The organism is Luethyella okanaganae (assembly GCF_042660285.1).
Classification (GTDB): Bacteria; Actinomycetota; Actinomycetes; order Actinomycetales; family Microbacteriaceae; genus Luethyella; species Luethyella okanaganae.
In genome coordinates this window covers 172,842-193,500 of record NZ_JBHSTP010000004.1, presented here as the reverse complement: position 1 = coordinate 193,500, position 20,659 = coordinate 172,842, and the positions used below count along the sequence as shown (strand labels likewise).

Here is a 20,659-nt window from a genome sequence, read left to right as displayed (position 1 = left end):
CGGGAGCCGAGGAGGTCACGGATGAGGGCGAGACCGGCGGTCGCGCGCGTCGAGGTCTCCGCGATGATCAGGGTAGGCGAGAGCGCCTGGTACGGCGGTCCGCGTGCGAGCCGAGGTCTCACGACACCGAGCGGCAAGGCCCATAGGATGATGCGGCGGTCAGCACGAGCTGAGGTTTCAGTGGCCGGTCAGCGGACCCATGAGCTTGGCCGCGAGAGACGGTCGCCTGGTCACGCGTTCCTCGACATCGGCGAGCCCCGTGCCCAGCAGGCCCAGATTCGCACCGAGGAAACGCAGCGGCTCCGGTTCCCACTGAGGCGAGCGATGGTTCACCCAGGGCAATGCGGTGAGTTCGGTCTGCTCCTCACGGATCAGATCGCTCAATGTGCGCCCGGCGAGATTCGTCGTGCTGAGTCCGTCTCCGACGTAGCCACCGGCGAGGGCGACACCTGTCTTCGGGTTGTAGCTCGCCGTCGCATGCCAATCGCGCGGCACCCCGAGTGGCCCTCCCCAGTGGTGCGTGACCGCAGCCATTCCGGCTGCAGGGAAGAGGTCGGCGAGCGTCCTGCGAAGATGCTCGAAGACGCGTCCGTCGTGATCGTACTCAGGACGGATCTCGCTTCCCCAGTGGTAGCGGGCGCCACGGCCCCCGAAAGCGAACCGGTTGTCGGCGGTGCGCTGGCCGTAGACGAGCAGATGTCGGTAGTCCGCGAACGTCTGTCCGTGTTCGATGCCGATCTCGCGCCAGGCATCGTCGCTCAACGGCTCGGTCGCGATCATGAGCGAGTAGATCGGCAGGATATGTCGGCCGACACGCGGAAGTCTGGCGCCGTAGCCTTCGACCGCGATCACGATCGTCTCGGTCGTGACAATCCCGTCGAACGTCGAACCGCCGGCGTCTGTCGACCGGAAGCGCACCCGACGAGCGAACCAGTTGGTGACTTCGGTGCGCTCGTAGACGCACACCCCGAGCCCTTCGACGACGCGGGCGAGCCCACGCACCAGCTTGGCGGGTTGGACGCGTGCACAGGCAGGATCGAAACTCGCACCGACCGCCGTGGGTTCGTCTCCGAGCCCGCTCGCGCCGAACCGGGACTTGACCTCGGCCGCATCCCACAGCTCGAGCTTGTCGACGCCGAAGTCTGCCGCCTGCTCGACCTCCGAGCGGGCCGCACTCAACTGCGTCGAACTGCGGGCAAAGGCGACGGTGCCGCCCTTGACGAAGTCGCAGTCGATGCCCTCCGCCGCGCTGATGCGGCCGACCTCGTCGACGGTGTCGACCATCGCCCTGCGCATCGCGACGGCGGCCTCACGACCGTGCTCCCGCTCCAGCGAGGTCGCAGAACGGGGGAACAGTGCCGAGCACCAGCCGCCATTGCGTCCCGAGGCGCCGAATCCGACGATGTGCTTCTCGAGCACGGCGATCCTCAGTGCCGGATCGGATTTCGCCAGATAGTAGGCGGTCCAGAGCCCTGTCAAGCCGCCGCCGACGATGCACACGTCGACGTCGTGATTCGTCGTGAGCTCGGGGCGGGGCGCCAGCTCGTCCGCCCCGGACTCGACGAGCGAGTCGAGCCAGAAGCTCAGTCCGCGGTAGTCGTTTGGCACCGATGTCGCGCCCCGCCTAGAGACGTGTCCAAGCTTCGCCGAGCACTCCCCGCAGAATTCCGGTGATCTCGGCGAACTCGGCCGGGCCGGTGGTCAGGGGAGGGGCGAGCTGCACGACGGGGTCGCCACGATCGTCGGCTCGACAGTAGAGGCCTGCGTCGAACAGTGCTTTGGAGAGGAAGCCGCGCAACAGGCGCTCGGATTCGACATCGTCGAAGGTCTCCTTCGTAGCCTTGTCCTTGACGAGTTCGATACCGAAGAAGTAGCCGTCGCCGCGCACGTCGCCAACGATCGGCAGATCGAGCAGAGTCTCGAGTTCCGCGCGGAACAGCGGCGAATTCTCGCGCACCCGTTCGTTGAGACGTTCCTCCTCGAAGATGTCGAGATTGGCCAGTGCCACAGCGGCCGAGACGGGATGGCCGCCGAAGGTGTAGCCATGGTAGAAGGAGGTGTCGCCGTTCTTGAACGGCTCGTACACCCGCTCATTCACGATCGTCGCGCCGATGGGGGAGTATCCGCTCGTCATGCCCTTCGCGCAGGTGATCATGTCGGGCACATAGCCGTACCGATCGCATGCGAACATGTGGCCGATACGACCGAAGGCGCAGATGACCTCGTCGCTCACGAGCAGGACGTCGTATCGATCACAGATCTCTCGCACGCGCTGGAAGTACCCGGGAGGAGGCGGGAAGCACCCGCCGGAGTTCTGAACCGGTTCGAGGAAGACAGCGGCGACTGTCTCGGGACCTTCGAAGAGGATCATCTCCTCGATACGGTTCGCCGCCCACGCCCCGAAAGACTCCAGGTCTGCGGCGGGAGCGCCCGCCTCGGCCGCCCGGTAGAAGTTCGTGTTCGGAACTCGGAATCCGCCGGGGGTGACGGGCTCGAACATCTCCTTCATCGCGGGGATGCCGGTGATCGCGAGCGCGCCTTGCGGTGTGCCGTGATAGGCGACGGCGCGGGAGATGACCTTGTGCTTGGTCGGCCGGCCCTGGAGCTTCCAGTAGTACTTGGCGAGCTTGAACGCGGTCTCGACCGCCTCGCCGCCTCCGGTCGAGAAGAACACCCGGTTGAGGTCGGCCGGCGCGTAGTCCGCGAGCCGGTCGGCGAGTTCGATCGCCGACGGATGTGCGTACGACCAGATCGGGAAGAAGGCGAGTTCCTCGGCCTGTTTGGCTGCGACCTCGGCGAGGCGCCGACGGCCGTGACCGGCGTTGACCACGAAGAGACCGCTCAGCCCGTCGAGGTACTTCTTGCCGTTGGAGTCCCAGATGTGGTGGCCCTCACCCTTGGTGATGATCGGCACGCCGCTCGACTCCATCGTCGACTGACGTGTGAAGTGCATCCAGAGATGGTCCTTCGCCTTCTGCTGCAAGGCCGCGTAGTCGACCTCGGCCGCTGTCACTGTATTCATTTCTTACCGTGTTCCCCAGTTGTAGAACTGCTTGTGAAGTTTGAGATAGACGAATGTCTCGGTGGTGATGACACCGTCGAGATTGCGAATCTGCGAATTGAGTAGGGTTATCAGCTCCTCGTCGTTCTCGCAGACGACCTCGACGAGGATGTCGAAGGTCCCGGCCGTGAGAACGACATAGTCGACGGAAGGGATGGCGGCGAGTCGGTCGGCCAGCTCGCGGGTATCGCCGCTGGCACGGATGCCGATCATGGCCTGACGGTAGAAACCCAGCTGCATGGGATCTGTGACGGCGACGACCTGCATGACACCGGCATCCGTCAGCTTCTGGACGCGCTGGCGCACGGCCGCCTCGCTGAGACCGACGGCTTTGCCGATCTCGGCGTAGGAGCGCCGGCCGTCGGCTTGAAGCTGCTCGATGATCGCCTTGGAGACGTCGTCGAGCTGAATCGGTTTCGTCAGAGCCTGACGGCTTTGTGTGCTCATAGCTCGATTCTGTCAGCGAGACGCACCCTCGGCAAGTGAATCAGTGGCAGAGTGCGTCGAAAACTACGGAATCCAAAGAAATCAACGGATCGCTTGACGCGGGTGCTGACTAGGATGAGAGCGACAGCGAGGTCGAACCGTGCCTCCGACCAACCGTCTCGACATAAGAGAGCCCCGATAGCCATGAGTCCCCGAGAACTTCGCAACTTCGTCGACGGCGAATACGTCGAATCGTGGTCGTCAGGACGACTTGAGCTGATCGATCCCGCGACGGAAGATGTCTACGCTACGAGTCCCGTTTCGACCGCAGAGGATGTCGCTGGCGCCTACAAGGCCGCCGCGAGGGCCTTCGAGAGTTGGAGGGAGACGACCCCGGGGGAGCGCCAACTCGCCCTGTTCCGCATCGCCGACGCCATGGAGGTCCGTGCGGAGGAGTTCGCCGACGCGGAATCGTTGGACACGGGCAAGCCGCGCGCGACCCTCGTGCAGGATGAGATCCTGCTCTCCGTCGACCAGATCCGCTTCTTCGCCGGCGCTGCCAGGAGCCTGGATGGGCGGTCGGCAGGCGAGTACATGAAGGACCATACCTCCTTCATCCGTCGCGAGCCGATCGGCGTCGTCGGGCAGGTGACGCCGTGGAACTATCCGCTCAACATGGCCGTATGGAAGTTCGCGCCGGCCATCGCCGCCGGCAACACGACCGTGCTCAAGCCCTCCGAGACGACCCCGCTCGCTACGCTCCTGCTCGCCGAGGTGGCTGCGGAGTTTCTGCCGAAAGGAGTGCTCAACGTGGTCATCGGTGACCGTGGCACCGGCGTGGCGATGATCGAGCACCCGACACCGCAGCTGGTCTCGATCACGGGATCCGTGCGTGCCGGGATGGAGGTCGCCAAGGCCGCGGCGAGCGATCTCAAGCGGGTGCACCTCGAACTCGGCGGCAAGGCTCCCGTCATCGTCTTCGCGGATGCCGACCTCGAGGCGGCCGTCGCGGGCATCATCGCGGCCGGCTACTTCAACGCTGGGCAGGACTGCACGGCCGCCACCCGTGTTCTCGTGCAGGACGCCATCCACGATGAATTCGTCGCGGCGCTCGCCGCCTCTGCGCGCGAGAACGCGAAGACGGGAGCGCCGAACGAGGACGGCATCCTGTTTGGCCCTGTCAACAATGCCAGCCAGCTCGAGCAGGTCAGTGGATTCGTTGAGCGGCTGCCCGACAACGCCACCGTCGAACTCGGAGGCCGCCGCCAGGGCGACCGCGGCTACTTCTATGAGGCGACGATCGTCTCAGGCCTACGGCAGACCGACGAGGTCGTACAACGGGAGATCTTCGGGCCGGTCATCACCGTCCAGAAGTTCCGTGACGAGTCGGAGGCCCTGGAGTGGGCGAACGACGTGCAGTACGCGCTCGCCTCCTCGGTCTGGACGAAGGATCACGGCAGGGCGATGCGCTTCGCCAAGCGCCTCGACTTCGGTTGCGTGTGGATCAACACCCATATCCCGATCGTGGCGGAGATGCCGCACGGCGGCTTCAAGCATTCCGGTTACGGCAAGGACCTGTCGATGTATGGTTTCGAGGACTACACGCGCGTCAAGCACGTGATGTCCTACATCGGAGCCTGACGCGAGCAGAGGAGCCAGGGGTGACATACGGGCTGCTGCGCTGCACGGTCGAGCCGGGGTATCCGGCCGACTGGGTGTTCGTCGTCGGCCGGAGGTTCCTCGTCGCCCTGCCTGCGACCGTCGACACGCACGTCACTGCATCGCTGATCCGGCAGTTCGACCGCGCGGATGTCGCCATCGAGGATCTTGTCGCGCTTCTGCCCATCGGCGGCCAGCACGCGGTGCGGAGCTTCGCCGTGGCGGTGACCGACGGCGGAGCGGACGATAGAGGCGGAGCGGACGATAGAGGCGGAGCGGACGATAGAGACGGAGCGGACGATAGAGACGGAGCGGACGATAGAGACGATAGCGATGCCGGTCTGTCCTTCGGCGTCGTCGTGCGCGGGGATGCAGCGGTGGAGCTGTACTCGATCGGCGGCTCCCGTCGCTTCACCGATCGCAGCATCCGGCCGTGGCTGCTCGCCGAGTTCCGCGACGTGACCGGGATCTCGATCGGCGGCCAGAACGCGCCCGCTCCGGCTGATCCTGGCAAGCAGGTTCAGGCCACGGGCTGGGTCGGTCATGGCATCATCACGGGAGCCCGACTGAATTGGAGACTGATGGCCGCGGGTGGCGCGGGTGGCGCGGGGAACCGTCCGGACGCCGTGATGCCGCCCGACAGCGACACCCGGCGACCCGGTGAACCCCATGACACCCGGCGACCCGGTGAACCCCATGACACCATCATCCGGCCTCCGCGGTCGTCGGAGGACACGGTCGTCCGCGTGAGACCAGCCGCCGAACCGACGGCAGACGACCGGCTTCGCGACGACACCGTCATCCGCGCCCCGCGCCCCGCCGAGGAGACGATCATCGCCCGGCCGCGACCCCGTCGCGACGACGACACGGTCATCCTGCGTAGGGGCCGCCCGTTCGACACCGATGCCGCCGCAGCGTCGCAGGATGGCATCGCCGCCGAGGAAGCCCCCGAGATGACCGTGCCGCCGACCCGCTATCGCTTCAGCGTCGGCTCCTCAGAGGCCGGCTCCTCGAAGCAGTACGAACTCGACGCGATCTTCTACATCGGGCGCAGACCCCGCACGCCGCGGATCGGCGACGGCAGGATCCCGCGGCTGATCTCAGTGCCGTCGCCGACATCGGAGGTGTCGAGCACCCACCTCGAGATTCGGCAGGAGGGGGACTCGGTTGTCGTCACCGACCTGCGCTCCACGAACGGGAGCATCGTCACGTTGCCAACCGGGGCCTCCCTGCGGCTGCGACCCGGCGAGTCGTTCGTCGTATCGACCGGCACCCGGGTGCACATTGGAGACGATAATGTCGTCGAGATCATGAGGGCAGTCGATAGGCGATAATGGCACGGTCCCGCTCATCCCACAGAAGAAGGTTCACGCAGTGACCCAGATCGGTCAAGGCATCTCCGGGCACACGGTCGTGCTACCCGGCCCAGACGGCGAGACGGTCACGCTCGCTTGGGCTGCCCGCACCGATACCGGCCTGCGTCGTGAGGCGAACGAGGACAGCTACCTGGCACAGGCGCCGATCTTCGCGGTCGCCGACGGGATGGGCGGGCATTCGGCCGGCGACTTCGCGAGCGCAGCCGTCGTCACGAGGCTCGCCGAACACGGTGGGCGTGGGGTCGTCGACGCCGCGGCCATCGATCATTCCCTGGCGCTCGCCGTCGCCGACATGGGCAGAGGCGCGGGGGTCACCGATCAGGGGACGGGAACGACCGTGACGGGCGCGGCGCTCGCGCTCGTCGGCGGCGAGCCGTCCTGGCTCGTCTTCAACATCGGGGACTCGCGGGTCTATCTGCTCACGCACGGAGTGCTCGAGCAGCTCACCATCGACCATTCGGTCGTGCAGGAGCTCGTCGACGCCGGTCACATCACCCGCGAGGAAGCGGACACGCACCCGCACAGCAACGTCATCACCCGCGCGGTCGGCTTTCACGAGGCGCCGGTTCCCGACTACCGGGTGCTCCCCGTCGAGGTCGGGATGCGGCTCCTCGTCTGCTCCGATGGACTGACCAAGGAGCTCACGCCCTACGGCATCCGGCACTTTCTGCTCTCGAACCCCAAGGCCGAGACCGCCGCTCAGCAACTCGTCGACGCCGCGCTCGGCAACGGCGGTCGCGACAATGTGACGGTGCTCGTCGTCGATGTGCTCGCCGTCCGCCGGACGCCCCCCGGGTTGGGGGTGTGACCCGTCTTCGAACATCGGGCGCGATGCGCAGTGGCGGATGACACATGCCTAAACTTGTGGGACGTTTGCCGAGGTTTCCGGTGACGGTACGACGAGACGATTCGCGAACGGCTATGACAGATCACTGGGGGAGGCACTGATGGCACGACGTCTCCCGTCGATGCCGCCGAACCTTCCGGGTTTCTCCTACGTTCGGGTGCTCGGTTCTGGTGGTTTCGCCGATGTGTTCCTCTACGAGCAGAACATGCCGCGCAGGCAGGTCGCCATCAAGGTGCTGCTCGCCGAGGTCGTCAACGATCAGCTACGCCAGATGTTCCAGGCTGAGGCGAACCTCATGGCCCAACTCAGCTCGCATCCGTCGATCCTCACCGTCTACCAGGCGAGCGTCTCCTCAGACGGGCGACCCTATATCGTGATGGAGTACTGCTCGTCGACGCTCAGCCAGCGCTACCGCGCCGCGCCTCTCCCCGTCCCCGAGGTGCTGCGCATCGGTGTCAAGATCGCGAGCGCCGTCGAGACCGCACACCGGACCGGGGTGCTGCATCGTGACATCAAGCCGTCGAACATCCTCATCTCGGCCTATGGGCACCCGGTGCTCTCGGACTTCGGCATCGCGGCGACCCTCGGCGGGATAGAGCATACCGAGGCCGTCGGGCTCTCGATTCCGTGGTCTGCCCCCGAGGTGCTGAACGACGAGGTGTCCGGCTCCGTCGCCTCCGAGGTGTGGTCGATCGGTGCGACCCTCTACTCCCTGCTCGCCGGGCGGTCGCCGTTCGAGTTGCCCGGCCAGGAGAACGGTTCGGCGGATGTCATGGCGCGGATCGCGAAGGCTCGTCCTCCGTCCATCGAACGGGCGGATGTTCCGCCGCGGCTTGAACAGCTCCTGACGCGGTCCATGTCGCGCAAGCCCGATGCGCGACAGCGCGGCGTGCTGGAACTCATCCGTGAGCTGCAATCCGTCGAAACGGAGCTCGGCCTCCCCCAGACGTCCATCGAGGTCGCCATGGACGACTGGGCCGTCGCGACGGCGATCGATCTCGACGACCGCACCCGCATCAGCGGTGTGAACTCCATCGATCCGGTCGCCGTACGGCGAGAGCGACGCGTCCAAAAGCAGCGTCCGAGCGTCGGCACGACCGGAACGGGTGGCAGGCAGAGCGGCAGTGGTCCGATGCCGGCTGGGAACGCTCGCGGGGGCCGTCGTCTCGTCTGGGCGATGGTTGCGGTCGTCGTGCTGGTACTCGGCCTCGCCGCCACCGCAGCGGTAGCCCTCATCCGCTCCACCTCGAACGGCATTCCGACGGTCAGCGATGTCGCCGGTCAGCAGGACGGCGGACGGGTCGTCTTCTCATGGAACGATCCCGGCCTGCGTTCGGGAGACAGCTATGTCGTGCGGCTCGGAGGCGGACAGTCGAGCGTGCAACGCAGCACCCGGTTCCAGGTCGACGCGGGCGATCTGAACCGCGTATGTCTGACGGTGGCGGTGAGCCGGGAGGGCCGGAGCGGCGCACCGAGCGCCGAGAAGTGCGTCGACATCCGGGACGGGGCCGCGCCGTGATCATGGCGTGGCTGTCCCAGCATCGCTCGCTCGTCACCACGGCGGTAAGCAGCATGGCCGTGCTCGCCCTCGTCGCAGGGGTCGCCGTCGCTTCTGGCGGCTATACCGCGCAGCGCATGGACCTCGGCGATGCGGGCATCTGGGTGACCAATGGGCAAAGGCAGGTCGTCGGGCGCGCGAACACGGAAGTGCTCGAGTTGAACACGGTCGTGGACTCCTCCGGCTCGAACCTCGAGGTCGTGCAGCAGGGCGGGACCGTGCTCGTGCTCGATCGGGGTAACAACTCGGTCGATATCGTCGACCCGGCGACGTCAGAGCTCACGGAGAGCGTCCCATTGCCGCCCGTCGACCCTGGGGTGGCGCTCGCCGGCTCGAACGTGATCGTACAGTCAGACGGGAACGTGTGGAGCGTTCCCGTCGACGAGCTCCCCGACTTCGACAGCGAGTCGACGCCGCAGCTCGCACTCGGCTCCGGCTCGATCATGAGTGTCGATGCGAGCGGTGTGATCTTCTCCTTCACGCCGTCGACCGGCGACCTCGTGCAGGCGGATGGCGCGAGCGGAGAGGTCGTCACGACCCGGCTCGTCGAGGGGGTTGAGCAAGACGACGTCGTGCAGCTGACGAGCACCGCTGGACGGTGGGCTCTGCTCGACGTGACGACACGCACTGTGATCTTCGAGGACAGGGTCGTCGACCTTGCCCCGTTCCTCGGCGTGACGGACACGCCGCAACTGCAACAGGCATCGGTCTCAGCCGGTGGCGTCTACCTCGCCCACCACGGCGGTCTGCTGTTCGTGCCGGACGGGGGCGAGCCGCTCGAACTCGTGACCGGCCGCAGCGGCGACCCGGCGGCGCCCGTGGTCGCAGAGGGATGTGTGCATGCGGCGTGGGCCGATTCCACCGTCTGGCAGCGCTGCGGTGACGACCGTGATGGCACGATCTCGACGATCGACGGCATCGGGCCGAGCGCCCGCCTCGTCTTTCGCACGAACGGGCGCACGGTCGTGCTCAACGACGCGCGCGGTGGGGCGAGCTGGGCGGTTCAGCGCGACAACCAACTGATCGACAACTGGGACGACCTCATCGTGCGAGACCACGACGAGCAGCGCGTCGAGGAGAACGACCAGGAGACCCCGCCGGAGTTCGAGAAGACCCAGGTGCCACCGGTGGCCGTCGACGACAGTTTCGGTGCCAGGCCGGGGAAGACCACCACCCTGCCTGTTCTTTTCAACGACTTCGACCCGAACGGCGACGTGCTCGTGATCAGCGAGATCAGCCCGCCCGCGGTCGAGCTCGGCCGCATCGATCTCGTCAGCAACCGGCAGCAGCTTCAGCTGACGCTGCCGCCAGAGGCGTCTGGAACCCTGAGCTTCGGCTATACGATCAGTGACGGTCGTGGCGGAGTGGCGTCGGCCGTGGTGACGGTGACGGTGCGCTCCGACGAGGAGAACTCACCTCCGCAGCAGCTGCGGACGACGAAGGCGACCGTGCAGTCAGGAGGCCGGGTCACGACCCAGGTGCTCGGGGACTGGATTGATCCCGACGGAGATCCTTTCTTCTTGGTCTCCGCGACGGCGCCGGCACCAGACGGCATCGGGTTCAAACCGGACGGGACGGTGATCTTCACCGATGCCGGTGGCGACGGCGAGTCGAGGCAACTCGGCCTCGTCGTCTCAGACGGGCGTGATGAGGCGACCGGCAGCCTGCTTGTCACGGTCAAACCGAGTGGTGCCGTCCCGATCGTGGCAGAGTCCTTCGCCCAGCGCACCTACGCGGGTCAGGAGATCACGGTGTCGCCGTTGGGTCACGTGCGCGGCGGCAGCGGCGACATCCGCTTGAGCAGCGTGCCGGCCAAGCCCGACGTGACCATCACCCCCGACTTCGACGGCGGGACCTTCCGGTTCGTCAGCGACGCCGTGCGCACCCATTACATCGAGTATGCGGTCACGGACGGACAGCAGACCGCGACGGGACTCGTCCGCATCGACGTCGACCCCATCCCGAACGGCCCTACCCGCCCCATCACGGTGCCGCATACTGCGTTCGTGCGTGCCCAGGGCTCGGCGGCCGTCGACGTGCTCGCGACGGACATCGACCCGACGGGCGGCGTGCTGCTCGTCACCGGTGTGCGCGACGTGCCGCCCGCGAGCGGGATGCGGGTCGAGATCCTCGAGCAGCGTCTGCTGCGCATCACCCTGACCAGACCACTCGAGAACGGCTCGTCGACGTTCGGCTACCGCGTGAGCAACGGACTCGCGGAGGCGGACGGATCGGTGACCGTCATCGAGGTGCCGGCCCCCGCGCGCAAGCAGGCGCCGGTCGCCACCGCCGACTCCGTCTCGGTGCGGGTCGGCGACGTCATCGACATCCCCGTGCTCGACAACGACGAGCATCCCGACGGCGACCCGCTCACGCTCAATCCGACGCTTCCCACGGCGCTTCCCGCTGACGCCGGCCTGTTGTTCTCCTCTGGTTCCGTGCTGCGCTACCTCGCGCCGAAGGAGCCGGGAAACTACACGGCCGTCTACCAGGTGGACGCGCCAGACGGACAGTACGCGAGCGCCGAGGTGCGCATCTCCGTGCGCGAGGCGGATGCCGCGTCGAACACGCCGCCAGTGCCGAAGACGGTGACGGCCCGCGTGCTCTCCGGCGACACCGTCCGCATCCGTGTCCCGCTGACCGGGATCGACCCTGACGGCGATTCCGTGCAACTGCTCGGGCAGGAGACGAACCCCGAGAAAGGCGCGGTCGTCGGTGTCGGACCCGACTGGATCGAGTACGAGGCGGGCGAGTACTCGGCCGGCACCGACTCCTTCGGCTACTCGGTGATCGATGCGCTCGGCGCGCGAGCCACCGGCACGGTCCGTGTCGGCATCAGCTCACGCCTCGATGGCGCCCACAACCCGGTCGCGGTGGAGGACGAGATCGCGATGCGTCCGGGAAGCACCGTCTCCGTGCGCGTGCTGGGCAACGACTCGGATCCCGACGGCGGGTCGTTGAGCATCACGGGCGTCGAGGCGACGACAGAGGGCGCGAGCGCGAAGGTCGTCGACGACACGGTGCGGGTCACCGCGCCGGCCGCCGAAGGACGGTACGGCTTCATCTACGAGATCCAGAACGAACGCGGCGGCACGAGCTCCAACTTCCTCACCGTCATCGTCAGGAAGGACGCCCCGCTCTCCCGACCCGATGCGCGGGACACTGTGCTGGCCCTCTCCGAGGTGCTCGGACGCGAGACCGTCGACGTCGATGTGCTCGCCAAGGTGTTCTTCGCCGACGGATCACCCAAGCAGCTCGGGTTGTCCCTGCTTCCCGACTACGAACGAAACGCCACGGTCACCGGCAACAAGCGCATCCGGGTCACGGTCGGCGACGCGAGTCAGATCATCCCATTCGCCGTCTCCCACCCCGAGGATCCGACGATCGTCTCATACGCCTTCATCTGGGTCCCAGGCTTCGACGACGCACTGCCGCAACTGCGCAGGAACATGCCGAAGCTCACCGTCGCGAGCGAGGACACCCTCACGATCCACATCAACGACTACGTTGTCGCGGTCGGCGGCAAGGACGTGCGGCTGACGGATGCCGGAACCGTGCGCTCGACCCATTCCGACGGCTCCGACCTCGTCGTCGACGACAAAACCGTGCGCTTCACGAGCGCTGACAAGTACTACGGTCCGGCATCCATCTCGTTCGAGGTCACCGACGGGTCGTCGGCCGACGACCCGAACGGCCGAACAGCGACGATCGTGCTGCCGATCACGGTGACGCCGCGCGAGAACCAGCCGCCCGTGTTCGTCGGGGGAGTCATCGACTTCGAGCCGGACCAGTCCAAGACGATCGAGCTGCTGAAGCTCACGAACTATCCGTACCCCGACGACCAGCGCGAACTCGTCTTCTCGGTGCTCGAACCCAAGCCGGATGCCTTCGACTACCGGCTCGATGGGCAGCAGCTCACCCTGCACGCGACCGAGAGGGCGAGCAAGGGGAGCCAGAGCTCGATCATCCTGGGAGTGGGCGACGCGGTCAACCAAGGTCAAGCGGGTCGCATCGAGCTGCGCGTGGTGCCCTCGACCCGGCCGCTCGCGGTTCCGGCGTCCGACAGCCAGATCGTGCCACGAGGGCGGACCACGGTGATCGACGTTCTCGACAACGACACCGCGACGAACCCGTTCCCGAAGGTGCCGCTGCGGGTCGTCGGGGTGCGTGGTATCGACGGGGGAATTCCTGCCGGAGTGTCCATCGTTCCGAGCGAGGATCGCAGCAGGCTCACCGTGACGGTCGCACCGACGGCCGCGCCCGTCGATACGAACCTGCAGTACCAGGTGGCGGATGCGACGAACGATCCCGACCGTTTCGCCTGGGGGACCGTGCGCATCTCCGTGCAGGACCGCCCGGACCCGGTGACGAATCTGAGGGTGACCGGCTACGGGGATCGGGCCCTCACGATCGCCTTCGACGCTGCTGCCTTCAACAATTCCGCGATCTCGGGCTACGACGTCGCTCTCCTCGATCCGGCATCAGGCGCCGTCGTCGGCTCGACAGCGTGCCGGGCGACGACATGCGAGGTGGCGACGCCCGGCAACGGCGAGGCGAACCGGGTGCGCGTTCAGGTGACGGCCCGCAACGCGATCGGGGCGTCCGATCCCGCGACGACCTCGGAGGTCGCCTGGTCCGATGTGGTCCCGCCCGCGCCGACAGGCGTCTCGTCGGCCCCGCTCGATGGCGGACTCCGGATGTCGTGGAACCCGGTCGTGACCCCTGGCGGTGGAACCCCCGTGTCCCACTACGTCGTGACCGTCGGCGGGGAGCCTCTTGGCGAGCTCTCGGCGTCTTCGATCTGCACGGCGTCGCGTTGCAGTGTCGACCGGATGGGTCTCGCGAACGGCAGCACGATGCAGTTCTCTGTGAGTGCTCGTAACCAGGCGTATCCGGCGCTCTCCTCCTGGCAGCAGACGCAGGGCTCTGGGATTCCCTTCGGCGCAGCGGTGGAGCGCGGCATCACGGTCGCGAGCGATCGCGACAGCGGCACGATGACGGTGAGTTGGGGGCCTTTCGACGCGAACGGCGACCCGAACGGCATCGGCGGTTATTTCGTTCAGCAACTCGTGGACAACAACGACGAAGTCCCCACCGGTGCACAGGCGTGCACCGTGAGCCAGCCTGCACCCGGCACGGTGACGGCGCCGGTCAACGGCGGCAATGTCAAGGAGACCCATTCTGTGGGGGCCGGCACCACGAGCATGACGTTCACCGGCCTCATCGCCGAGAATACCCGCTATAACTTCGTCGTGTGGGGCTACAATGCCGCCGGATGCGCGCATACGGTTGTCGCGGGCGACGAGCTGCGTCCAGGCCCCGGTGGAATCACGGGTGTGAGCACGTTCATGGCCGCCTACAGCGACTATCTCTGGGACCTCCGGATCAACGACGTGAACTCGCGCTACCGTGGCCACTACAAGATTCAGGCTGTCGACGGCTCAGGGACGGCGATCGGGCCCGTCGTCGAGTTCGGCGGAACGGGGTGGGCGCACGACCTCCTCGGCCGCCCCTGGGGCGAAGCGGTCCGATTCAAGCTGCAGGCATGCAGCCCGTGGAACACCTGTGGAGCATGGTCGGGGGTGTACCCGGCGTCGCCGCAGCCGTCGCTCACTTTCGAGCTTCCAAGCAGGCAATGGGGCGAGGCGGCGCACCAGTGGACGTGGACGAACGCCCCTGACAACACCGCGGCGTATCCCGCGACATTCCGTTGCGGGACCGGGCAGAACACTGCCGGAGCGGCCGCCGACACGCCGAACAGCTGTACTCTGCCGACGGCGCCCGGCGCTGGGCAATCCGTATGGTTGGAAGTCGAGGTCGCCGGCCAATCGCGTCGTTACGTGCAGACGCGGTGACGACGACAACGACGAGAGAAACAGTGACGCGAGAAGAGGAGTGGCAGTGACGATGACCCCGGAGCAGGCATCCTGGTTCGCCGAGGTGTTCGATCGCCTGGTCGGTGGCGTCGAGAAGGTCCTCCTCGGCAAGACCCACGTCATCCGGCTGTCGTTCGCCGCGCTGCTCAGCGAGGGTCACCTGCTGCTGGAGGACGTTCCGGGAACGGGCAAGACCTCTCTCGCACGGGCGATGGCTCAGAGTGTTGCGGGAACCAGCAACCGGGTCCAGTTCACTCCCGACCTGCTCCCGGGTGACATCACCGGGGTGAGCGTCTACGACCAGCGCAGTGCTGCGTTCGAGTTCCACCGTGGTCCCGTCTTCGCGAACATCGTGCTGGCCGACGAGATCAACCGTGCGAGCCCGAAGACGCAGTCCGCACTGCTCGAGGTGATGGAGGAGGAGCAGATCACCGTCGACGGTGTGACGCACCGCGTCGCGGTGCCGTTCATGGTGATCGCGACGCAGAACCCGATCGAGCAGGCAGGCACCTACCGGCTTCCGGAGGCTCAGCTCGACCGCTTCATCATGAAGACGTCGATCGGGTATCCGGATCACGCGGCGACCATCCGCATCCTCGAAGGGGCGGATCACCGGGCGCACGACACGAGTGTGCCGTCGGTGATTTCCGCCGAGACCGTCGTCGAGATGGCGGCGTTGGCCCGAAGGGTGCACGTGGACCCGACCGTCAACGACTACGTATCGCGCCTCGTCGACGCCACACGCGGGGCACAGGAGGTCCGTCTCGGCGCGAGCGTGCGCGGCGCGCTCGCTCTCATCCGCACCGCGAAGACCCTCGCGGCGGCAAACGGACGCCATTACGTGCTCCCCGACGACGTCAAGTCGCTCGCGGAGCCCGTGCTCGCGCATCGTCTCGTGTTGGACCCGGAGGCGGAGTTCGACGGCGTGACCACCTCGAGGGTGATCTCCCAGCTACTGATCGAGACTCCGCCGCCGAGCGACAGGCAGGCGGTGTGAGTCAAGCCGCTCCCTCCGAGTCGACGATCGCTCCCCGCTCGCGTGGGGACGATCCGCACGACGGAAAGCTGACCGATGCGATCGTCGCCATCGTGCGCTTCGCCCGCTCGGCGCGCTCGGCGTTCGTGCGCTGGGGACGTCTCGTCGGCTCCGTCGTCACTCCGCTCGGCTTGTGCGTCGCCGGGGCCACGGTGCTCTGCTTCGTCGTCGGCTACGGCCTCGGCTGGGCGGAGTTCGTCGTCATCGCCTGGACTTGCCTGGTGCTGGTCCTCGTCGCCCTGCTCCACCTGATCGGCCGGAACGCGTATAGCATCAGTCTCTCGATGCCCGTCAACCGCGTCGTCGTCGGTGATAAGGCCCCCGCCCAGATCGTCGTGCGGAATCCATCACGTCGCCGCCTTCCCGGAGTGAATGTGGAGATCCCGGTCGGCGCGGGGCTCGCCGAATTCGCGATGCCGGGCCTTGCGAAGGGGGCGGCCTTCGACGACGTCTTCGTCGTGCCCGCCGTACGCCGCGGCATCGTGCCGATCGGACCCGTTCGTACCGTACGCGCCGATCCGGTCGGCCTGCTGCGTCGTGAGCTCGTCTGGTCAGAGGTCGTCGAACTCTACGTGCACCCGCGCACGATCCCGATCCCCAGCACCAGCACGGGGTTCATCCGGGACCTCGAAGGCCACCCCACCCGCGACCTCACGCCGAGCGACGTGTCGTTCCATGCCCTACGCGAGTACGCGCCGGGCGACGAACGCCGGTTCATCCATTGGAAGAGCACTGCCAAGACCGGAACCTTCATGGTGCGCCAGTTCGAGGAGAGCCGCCGCAGCCATCTCATGGTGGCCATCACCCTCGCCGAGGCCGACTACGCGAACGAGGAGGAGTTCGAACTCGCCGTGAGTGCGGCGGGATCCCTCGGTGTCCGCGCCATCCGCGACGCGAGGACCGTGTCGGTCGTGGCCAGCGGGGCCGTCACGGAGTTCATCCGGCGGCGCGATCCGGCCATGAGGACCCTTGACACCGTGAGCCGCATCAGACTCCTCGACTCATTGAGCGCCGTCGACACGGATCCAGCGGCCGCCTCTCTCGTCGCACTCGCTCGGGTCGCCGCCGAGAGCGTCGCAGGCATCTCGGTCGCCTTCCTCGTCTGCGGCTCCACAACCACGGTGGGTCAATTGCGCATGGCGTCGACGAGCTTCCCCCTCGGAGTCGAGGTCGTCGCGATCGTGTGCGACCCCGGCATGGTTCCCAGCCTGCGCCGAGTCGCCGGGCTCAGCGTGCTGACGATCGGCTTCCTCGACGATCTGCAAAAGTCGCTCGCGCGGTCGGCCGCCGCATGACGGGATGGTCATGAGCCAGACGCAGCCGAAGCGGCGCAGGCCGGGCGTCGGATTCGTCCTCGTGAACGCGGCAGCTCTGGCCCTGGCGAGTCTCATCGCCGTGTCGCCCCTCTGGCCCGTCTACGAGAGTGCGGCGTTCCTCGTGCTCGTGGGCTCTGCCACTGCGCTCGGCATCGTGATCGCGACACTCGGCGCGGTCTTCCGCTGGCCGTCCTACGTCGTGCTGCTGGCGACCGTCGGCTCCTACCTCGTCGCAGGAGTGCCGCTCGCGGTCCCATCGATGGCGGCGGGAATCCTCCCGTCCGCCGACGGATTCGTCGAACTGGTGCGTGGCACCGCCTTGAGCTGGAAGCAGTTGCTCACGATCGTGCTCCCGGTCGGCTCATACCAGACCCTGCTCGTCCCACCGCTCGTGCTCGTGCTCGGCACGGTGACGATCGGCATGTCGATCGCGCTTCGCGCGCGTTTCGGCGAGCTCGCCGTGCTCGCGCCGATCGTGCTGTTCGTCGCCGGTATCCTCCTCGGCCCCGCCGCGGTGTCCGCGCCGTTCGAGATCGGCCTCGGCCTGCTCGTCGTGGTGCTGTTCTGGCTGCTGTGGTTCCGCTGGCAGCGCCGTCGGGCCGCTGTACGTCTCGTCTCACAGCGGTCGACGCGTGTCATCGAATCCGCCGCCGATCGCCGCATCGCCACAGCACGCACCCTCGTGGGTGCCACAGTGGTCGTCGCGGTCGCGGCGGCGGCTGGCACGGCCGCGACACTCGCGCTGCCTGCCTCCGCACCGCGCAATGTCGCGAGAAGCCACGTGCAGCAACCCTTCGATCCGCGCGATTATCCGAGCCCGCTCGCCGGCTTCCGCGGCAACCTGCGGCCGGGGAGCGCTGACGCCAGGATGCTCACGGTCTCGGGACTGCCCGAGGGTGGACGTATCCGTGTCGCGACCCTCGACAGCTATGACGGCGTCGTCTACTCGGTCGGCAGCGATCGGGTGTCGAGCGCATCCGGATCGTTCACCCGGTTGCCGTACAGGCTCGATCAGAGCGGAGTCGACGGCACCGAGACGACGATCGAGGTGACGATCGAGGGATACCGCGGCGTCTGGGTTCCGGGAACGGGGCAGCTCGAGCGCATCGAGTTCACCTCGGACGATGCGTCGCGTCTCAGCGACGTCTTCTTCTACAACGACAACAGCGGCACGGCAGCGGTGCTCGGAGGCTTGCGACAGGGGGATCGCTATCGGGCGGAGTCCGTCGTGCCGGCAGCGGTCGACGACCTCTCGGCGCTCCGACCGGGGACCGCGGTGCTGCCGCCCATCGGCGTGCTGCCCGATGGGCTCAGGCAGACCCTCGATCGCTGGACGGAGGCCGACGCGCCGGAGGGCCGCCGGCTCGCCGAGATGCTCGATGGCCTCGCGACGGAGGGGTATGTGAGCCACGGCATCGTCGAGCACGAGCCGTTCAGCCGCTCGGGACACGCCGCAGATCGCATCACCCAGTTGCTCACCGACAAGCCGATGCTCGGCGACGCCGAGCAGTATGCGGTGGTCACGGCCCTCATGGCGCGGGAGCTCGGATTCCCCGCTCGCGTGGTCGTCGGATACGTGCCACCGGCATCGTCCTCGAGGGGCGTCGTCGCAGTTCTCGGCTCGGACGTGTCCGCCTGGATCGAGGTACAGGACTCCCGCGGACGCTGGATCACCATCGATCCGAATCCCGAGCCGCGGGCGATCCCCGAGAAGCAGCCGAACGAGCCGACCGTCGTCTCACGCCCGCAGACGGTTCTGCCGCCGCCCGCGGAGGACACCCCGCGGGACCCGAATCTCATGCCGCCTGAGAGCACCCCGGAGGATCCGCTCGAGACGGTGGACCCGCTCCTGCTCTTGCTTCTGGCCATCGCGAGGCTCGCTGGCTGGACCGTCCTCGGCATGGCGATCCTTGTGAGCCCGTTCCTCGGGATCATCGCTGCCAAGATGCGCAGGCGACGATTGCGTCGCACCGCCGGGTCGCCCGTGCAGCGGATAGCGGGCGGATGGCGTGAGTTCGCAGACTCTGCGACGGACCACGGCGTGAGGCTACCGCCGTCGGCGACGCGCAGTGAGACCGCTGTCGCCATGGGCGGCATGCCTCCGCTCGTGCTGGCGTCCGCTGTCGATCGGGCGGTCTTCGCGCCAGGAGAGCCATCCGCCGAGGATGCCGAACAGGTGTGGGAGGCCGTCGACGAGCTGCGCGGGCTCCTCGGCGCGAACCGTTCGAGACGGCAACGCATCCTGGCGCTCGTCTCGTTGCGTTCCTTCGGCCGCTACGCTGTGAAGAAGAGGGGAGACCGGTCGTGAACTGCCAGATCTGCGCAGCGGAACTGCCCGACGGCGCGATGTTCTGCGGCGAGTGCGGCAGTTCGACGACGGCGACCCCGCTCTCTCGCAAGCGGCCGGATCCGCGGCCGTCGGACACGACCATCATCCAGCCGCTCACCCCGCGCATCCCGCCCTCCGTCGTCAGCGTGTCGATCGTCACCAGTTTGCATCCCGGGGCGCTCCCGGATGCCGACAGACCGACCGAGCCCGAGGTCGAATCCGGGGTGGCGCCCGAGCTCGACGGCGATGCCGTGCTCGCCGAGAGACCCGGGCCGACGGTCGGGTCCGCGATCGGATCGTCGGTCGGAGGCCGGGAGGCGGAGGTCGGGACCGACCGAGTTCTTCCCGGGGTCGAGCCCCTCGCCCCGCAGCGAGCGACCGCCGCACAGAGCGCGTTCCCGCCAGCGGATCCGCCGGAACGGGGCGCGGCCGTCGCATCCGAGTCGCCGGAGCCGTCGCGTGTCGGCGCGTCCGGATCGCACCCGGTGGGTTCGGGCAGTGTCGGATCGGGCAGTGTCGGCTCGGGCAGTGTCGGCTCAGGTCCTGTCGGCTCGGGTCCTGTCGGCTCGGGTCCTGTCGGCTCGGACCACGCAGGACCTGTCTCGAACGTGCCGGAGCCTGTCACACCCGCCGCTGTCGCCTCGGAACCCGTGATCGCCTCTGGTCCCATCGGACCGGCCGGATTCGCCTCGACGGATGACCACGCCGGGCCGGTTGCGCCGGTCGACGCCACGGGTGTCCCGCCAGCCGTCTCCCCGCGCGAAGCGGTGCCGTTCGCGCTGCAGTTCAGCACGGGCGAGTCCGTGATCGTTCTCGGCACCGGGCTGGTGGGGCGCCGTCCGCTGCCGCAGCCGGGCGAGCATTTCGACCATCTCATCCAGATCAACGACATCGGCATGTCGGTGTCGAAGAGTCATCTCGAGTTCGGCCAGCACGACGGCGAGCTCTGGGTCAGCGACCGGTTCTCGGGAAACGGCACCGTCATCCGCCGCCCGGACGATGTTGCCGTGCGGTGCGAACCAGGTCGGCGCTATCTCGTGCCGCGTGGGTCCAGGGTCGAACTCGCCGACCAGTTCTTCGTCGTGAACTAGTCCTGCACGGTTCCTCTGGAAAGACCTGTTCCCACCGGCGTCCGCGAACGTTCGGGCGAGGTCGCCTGAGCGTGCTGGACTGGC

12 protein-coding genes are annotated in these 20,659 nt (G+C 67.4%); 9 read left to right on the top strand and 3 right to left on the bottom strand.

The features are described 5' to 3' along the window. Positions 1-177: 177 nt before the first annotated feature. Genes ACFQB0_RS14845 through ACFQB0_RS14835 form a run of 3 tightly spaced genes read right to left on the bottom strand, consistent with a single transcriptional unit; the run spans position 178 to position 3,508 of the window. Complete coding sequence (locus ACFQB0_RS14845) at positions 178-1,608, bottom strand: NAD(P)/FAD-dependent oxidoreductase (RefSeq protein WP_386733149.1); 1,431 nt, start codon at positions 1,606-1,608, stop codon at positions 178-180. Between the two features lie 16 nt (positions 1,609-1,624). After that, a complete protein-coding gene (locus tag ACFQB0_RS14840; protein ID WP_386733147.1) occupies positions 1,625-3,022 on the bottom strand; it encodes an aspartate aminotransferase family protein in 1,398 nt (465 codons plus the stop codon). A 3-nt stretch (positions 3,023-3,025) separates the two neighbouring features. Further along, complete coding sequence (locus ACFQB0_RS14835; RefSeq protein WP_386733145.1) at positions 3,026-3,508, bottom strand: Lrp/AsnC family transcriptional regulator; 483 nt, start codon at positions 3,506-3,508, stop codon at positions 3,026-3,028. Positions 3,509-3,691: 183 nt separating this feature from the next. On the opposite strand from ACFQB0_RS14835, the gene ACFQB0_RS14830 reads away from it, so the two are divergent. From ACFQB0_RS14830 to ACFQB0_RS14790, 9 genes are all read left to right on the top strand, one after another. Next, positions 3,692-5,128: a gamma-aminobutyraldehyde dehydrogenase gene (locus ACFQB0_RS14830; protein ID WP_386733143.1), complete on the top strand. Its 1,437-nt coding sequence runs from the start codon at positions 3,692-3,694 to the stop codon at positions 5,126-5,128. 20 nt (positions 5,129-5,148) lie between these two features. After that, positions 5,149-6,480, top strand: a complete 1,332-nt coding sequence (locus tag ACFQB0_RS14825) for an FHA domain-containing protein (RefSeq protein WP_386733140.1) — start codon at positions 5,149-5,151, stop codon at positions 6,478-6,480. 40 nt (positions 6,481-6,520) lie between these two features. Continuing rightward, complete coding sequence (locus ACFQB0_RS14820; protein WP_386733138.1) at positions 6,521-7,330, top strand: PP2C family protein-serine/threonine phosphatase; 810 nt, start codon at positions 6,521-6,523, stop codon at positions 7,328-7,330. 139 nt (positions 7,331-7,469) lie between these two features. Continuing rightward, on the top strand, positions 7,470-8,888 hold the full coding sequence (locus ACFQB0_RS14815) for a serine/threonine-protein kinase (RefSeq protein ID WP_386733136.1): 1,419 nt from the start codon (positions 7,470-7,472) through the stop codon (positions 8,886-8,888). After that, positions 8,798-14,782, top strand: a complete 5,985-nt coding sequence (locus ACFQB0_RS14810) for an Ig-like domain-containing protein (protein WP_386733134.1) — start codon at positions 8,798-8,800, stop codon at positions 14,780-14,782. The genes ACFQB0_RS14815 and ACFQB0_RS14810 overlap by 91 nt, the downstream gene beginning before the upstream one ends. A gap of 46 nt (positions 14,783-14,828) precedes the next feature. Next, positions 14,829-15,800, top strand: coding sequence for an AAA family ATPase (locus tag ACFQB0_RS14805; protein ID WP_386733131.1), 972 nt, complete (start codon positions 14,829-14,831; stop codon positions 15,798-15,800). After that, on the top strand, positions 15,797-17,134 hold the full coding sequence (locus ACFQB0_RS14800) for a DUF58 domain-containing protein (RefSeq protein WP_386733129.1): 1,338 nt from the start codon (positions 15,797-15,799) through the stop codon (positions 17,132-17,134). Before ACFQB0_RS14805 ends, ACFQB0_RS14800 begins: the two co-directional genes overlap by 4 nt. A gap of 10 nt (positions 17,135-17,144) precedes the next feature. Beyond that, positions 17,145-19,463: a transglutaminase domain-containing protein gene (locus tag ACFQB0_RS14795; RefSeq protein WP_386733127.1), complete on the top strand. Its 2,319-nt coding sequence runs from the start codon at positions 17,145-17,147 to the stop codon at positions 19,461-19,463. Then, positions 19,460-20,575 (top strand): hypothetical protein, encoded by a 1,116-nt coding sequence (locus tag ACFQB0_RS14790; RefSeq protein ID WP_386733125.1) that lies wholly within the window; start codon positions 19,460-19,462, stop codon positions 20,573-20,575. Before ACFQB0_RS14795 ends, ACFQB0_RS14790 begins: the two co-directional genes overlap by 4 nt. Positions 20,576-20,659: the final 84 nt, after the last annotated feature.

Coding starts and splice junctions, on each gene's coding strand:
- ACFQB0_RS14815 (WP_386733136.1), top strand. CDS start 7,470: ATGGCACGACGTCTCCCGTCGATGCCGCCGAACCTTCCGGGTTTCTCC.
- ACFQB0_RS14830 (WP_386733143.1), top strand. CDS start 3,692: ATGAGTCCCCGAGAACTTCGCAACTTCGTCGACGGCGAATACGTCGAA.
- ACFQB0_RS14840 (WP_386733147.1), bottom strand. CDS start 3,022: ATGAATACAGTGACAGCGGCCGAGGTCGACTACGCGGCCTTGCAGCAG.
- ACFQB0_RS14795 (WP_386733127.1), top strand. CDS start 17,145: ATGAGCCAGACGCAGCCGAAGCGGCGCAGGCCGGGCGTCGGATTCGTC.
- ACFQB0_RS14835 (WP_386733145.1), bottom strand. CDS start 3,508: ATGAGCACACAAAGCCGTCAGGCTCTGACGAAACCGATTCAGCTCGAC.
- ACFQB0_RS14810 (WP_386733134.1), top strand. CDS start 8,798: ATGTCTGACGGTGGCGGTGAGCCGGGAGGGCCGGAGCGGCGCACCGAG.